General features: G+C 65.7%; 3 protein-coding genes. All 3 read right to left on the bottom strand.

The window, feature by feature from the left end; genetic code table 11:
- Positions 1–7 precede the first annotated feature (7 nt).
- Entirely contained in the window at positions 8–1,390 is a 1,383-nt protein-coding gene (locus tag VGH68_RS16390; RefSeq protein WP_331604702.1) for a GntP family permease, read from the bottom strand.
- Between the two features lie 255 nt (positions 1,391–1,645).
- On the bottom strand, positions 1,646–2,287 hold the full coding sequence (gene eda, locus VGH68_RS16385; protein WP_331604701.1) for a bifunctional 4-hydroxy-2-oxoglutarate aldolase/2-dehydro-3-deoxy-phosphogluconate aldolase: 642 nt from the start codon (positions 2,285–2,287) through the stop codon (positions 1,646–1,648).
- Positions 2,284–3,946: phosphogluconate dehydratase (gene edd, locus VGH68_RS16380; protein WP_331604700.1), on the bottom strand; the 1,663-nt coding region annotated here is incomplete at its 5' end. The genes eda and edd, both read right to left, overlap by 4 nt.

The following is a 3,946-nucleotide window of genomic DNA, read 5'->3' as shown; positions in this document are numbered from 1 at the left end:
AAACTCCTTACACGACCGCCGCGAGTGCGAAGGTCAAACCCAACCCCATCAGCGAGATGATGGTCTCCAGCAACGACCATGTCTTGAAGGTCTGCACCACCGTCATGCCGAAGTACTCCTTGATCAGCCAGAAGCCGCCGTCGTTCACGTGCGAGAAGATCAGCGAGCCGGACCCGGTGGCGAGCACCAGCAGCTCGGGACGCACCTGCAGCGTGCCGGCCGAGACGATCGGCGCGACGATCCCGCAGGCGGTCGTCATCGCGACCGTCGCCGACCCCGTCGCGAGCCGGATCAGCGCGGCGACCAGCCAGCCGAACAGGAGCGGCGACAGATGCACCGCCGTCGCCACGTTGACGATTTCCTTCGAAATACCGCTATCCATCAGCACGCGGCCAAAACCGCCGCCCGCGCCGACGATCAGCGTAATGCCCGCGATCGGCGCGAGGCACTCGCCGCAGAACTTCTGGATCTGCTCGCGCGTAAAGCCACGGCTCGCGCCAAAGGTCCAGAAGCTGACGAGCACGGCCGTCAGCAGCGCGACGTCGGTGTTGCCGAAGAAGCGCAGCAAGTCGTTCGGCAGCGTGTTCGGCGTCGAAAACAGATCGGCCCAGCTGCCGACCAGCATCAGGATCACGGGCAGCAAAATCGTGAACAGCGTGACGCCGAAGCCCGGCAATTCGCGTTTCGGCGCGTTCGAATTCGCGCCGGTGCCGCCGTTCTCATCGCGGCCGAGAAATTGCGCGGCCAGCGCGTTTTCCTTCGGCAACTGGACATTGCGGCTCACCAGCAGCGCGAACAACGGACCGGCGACGATCGCGCACGGGATGCCGACGATCAGACCATAGGCGATCGTCTTGCCGATATCCGCGTGATAAGCCTGCACTGCGAGCAGCGCGGCCGGGTGCGGCGGAATCAGCCCGTGCACGACGGACAGACCCGCGACCATCGGCAGGCCGACCAGCAGCAGCGATTTGTTGGTGCGTTTTGCGACGTTGAATGCGATCGGAATCAGCAGCACGAAGCCGACTTCGAAGAACACCGGCAAGCCGACAATGATCGCGACGACCATCATTGCCCAGTGTATGTGCTTCTCGCCGAACCAGTTGATCAGCGTGGTGGCGATGCGCTCAGCGCCGCCCGATTCGGCCATCATCTTGCCGAGCATCGTGCCCAGACCGACCACGATCGCAATATGGCCGAGCGTGTTGCCGTTACCGGTTTCGAACGATTTGACGATCGTCTGCATCGGCATGCCGGCCACGATCCCGAGCAGCAGCGAGACGATGATGAGGACCAGGAACGGATACACCTTGAAGCGCGTGATCATCAAGATCAGCAACGCGATCGCGATCAGCGCGTAAATCAGCAGCATGCTGCCGTGGGCTTCCATGAAGCTCCTCCTTTTGAGTTATTGATTGTGAGTGCGGACCCCGGCCGCAACTTCGTCTCACGGCACGCTGCGCGATGCCTGAAACCGGCTGGCCGCGCGGTCGGTGGATTTTACTGTCTGTTTAACAAGCGCGTGCTGAAACCAGCACGCCTATCCAGCAAAAAAAGAGCCCCGGCGCCACAGCCGTGAGCGGCTGTATCGACGGGACTCATGGTATCGGACCGGTTACGCGGTCACTGACGCCCGATATCGCTCCTAATGAGCGGGCGCAGCCAACTGGCTCGCCGCGCGCGCGAGGCGCGTGACTTCATCCCAGTTCTGCGCGGCCAGCGCCGACTTCGGCGTGAGCCACGAACCGCCGACGCAAACGACGTTCGGCAACGCCAGGAAATGCGGCGCCGTTTCAGGCGTGATGCCGCCGGTCGGGCAGAACTTCAGTGTCGGGAACGGGCCATTGAACGCCTGCAGCATCGGCACGCCGCCCGCCTGCTGCGCCGGGAAAAACTTCGCGATCTCGTAGCCGAGTTCGAGCGCCTGGATGATGTCCGACGGTGTCATCACGCCCGGCAGCAGCGGCAGACCCGCATCCTGCGCGGCCTGGTGCATCTCCCTGGTCAAACCCGGCGAGACCCCGAACTGCGCGCCCGCCTTTTTCGCCTGCGCGCAGTGCTCGGGCTTCGTGATCGTGCCGACGCCGACCACGATGTCGTCCGCGAGTCCGCATGCGCGCTCGATCGCGCCGATACCCGCCGGCGTGCGCAGCGTGATCTCCAGCACTTTCACGCCGCCCGCGTGCAATGCACGCGACACGTGTTCGCCCTGCTCGACCGTGTCGAACGCGAGGACTGGAATTACCGGGCCGAGGCGCACGATATCGCTTACTGTTTTCGCCGTCATGGTAAGACTCCTTGTTTCTGTAGCGCCGCGCCGGCTTGCGCGGGGCTCGTGTGTGGGTCGCCGTGCTGATGATCGTGGCCGCGCTCGCCGCCGGGCTGGCCGTCATGCGTGCCCGGCTCGCCGGCCATCCGGCCGAACACCGACGCGCCCTGCTCCGCAGGCGCCGCCGCCGCGCGGAATACGCCGAACAGCTCGCGGCCGAAGCCGACTTCGTTGGCCGCCTGATGCTTCGGCGCATCGCACTGACGCGCCGCCCATTCCGCCCCGTCGATCTCGACGTCGAGCACGCCGGCTTCCGCGTCGATCACCAGCGTGTCGCCCGTGCGAACCTTGCCGATCGGCCCTTGCAGCAGCGCTTCCGGCGACAGATGAATCACCGCCGGCACCTTGCCCGACGCGCCCGACATACGGCCGTCCGTCACCAGCGCGACGTGGAAACCCTGATCCTGCAACACACCGAGCAGCGGCGTCAAACGATGCAGCTCGGGCATGCCATTTGCCCGCGCGCCCTGGAAGCGCACCACCGCGATGAAGTCGCGCTTCAGTTCGCCTTTGTCGAACGCCTCCTGAACCGCTTCCTGCGAATCGAACACGATCGCCGGCGCCTTCACCTTGCGATGCTGCGCCGCGACCGCCGAAATCTTGATGACACCGCGGCCGAGCTTGCCCTGCATCAGCCGCAGGCCGCCGTCCGGCTGGAACGGTTCGCCGATGCCGCGCAGCACCGCGGTGTCCGCGCTCGCGTCGGCGCCCGCGACCCATTGCAGCTTGCCGTCGATCAGCTTCGGCTCCTGGGTGTAGTGCGCAAGGCCCCGGCCCGCGACCGTGTTCACGTTTTCGTGCAGCAGACCGCCTTCGAGCAGATTGCGCACGAGGAACGCGACGCCGCCCGCCGCGTGGAAGTGGTTGACGTCGGCCTTGCCGTTCGGGTAGATCTTCGCGAGCAGCGGCACCGCCTGCGACAGCGCATCGAAATCGTCCCAGTCGATCACGATACCGGCCGCGCGCGCGATCGCGACGAGATGCAGCGTGTGATTGGTCGAGCCACCGGTTGCCAGCAGCGCGGCGATGCCGTTGACGATCGCCTTCTCGTCGACCACATGGCCGATCGGCATGTAGTTGCCGCGCTCGACCGTCAGATCGAGCACGCGGCGCGCGGCCTGCGCGGTCAGCGCGTCGCGCAGCGGCGTATGCGGATGCACGAACGCCGAGCCCGGCAAATGCAGGCCCATCACTTCCATCAGCATCTGGTTGCTGTTCGCGGTGCCGTAGAACGTGCAGGTGCCGTGACCGTGATATGCGGCGGCTTCCGCTTCGAGCAGCGCGTCGCGGCCGCACTGGCCGGTCGCGAACAGCTGGCGCGTCTTCGCTTTGTCGTCGTTGGACAGGCCGCTCGCCATCGGCCCGGCCGGTACGAAAATGGTTGGCAGATGGCCGAATTGCAGTGCGCCGATCAGCAGGCCCGGCACGATCTTGTCGCAGATGCCCAGGCACAGCGCCGCGTCGAACATGTTGTGCGTGAGCGCGACCGCCGTGCTCATCGCGATCACTTCGCGCGAGAACAGCGACAGCTCCATGCCCGCGTTGCCCTGGGTGATGCCGTCGCACATCGCCGGCACGCCGCCCGCGAATTGGGCGACGCCGCCGTTCTCGCGCGCG

Origin of the sequence: Paraburkholderia sp. (genome assembly GCF_036488505.1) — a bacterium.
Classification (GTDB): Bacteria; Pseudomonadota; Gammaproteobacteria; order Burkholderiales; family Burkholderiaceae; genus Paraburkholderia.
The sequence above is the reverse complement of the archived record's forward strand: the minus strand, read 5'-3'. Positions and strand labels throughout refer to the sequence as shown.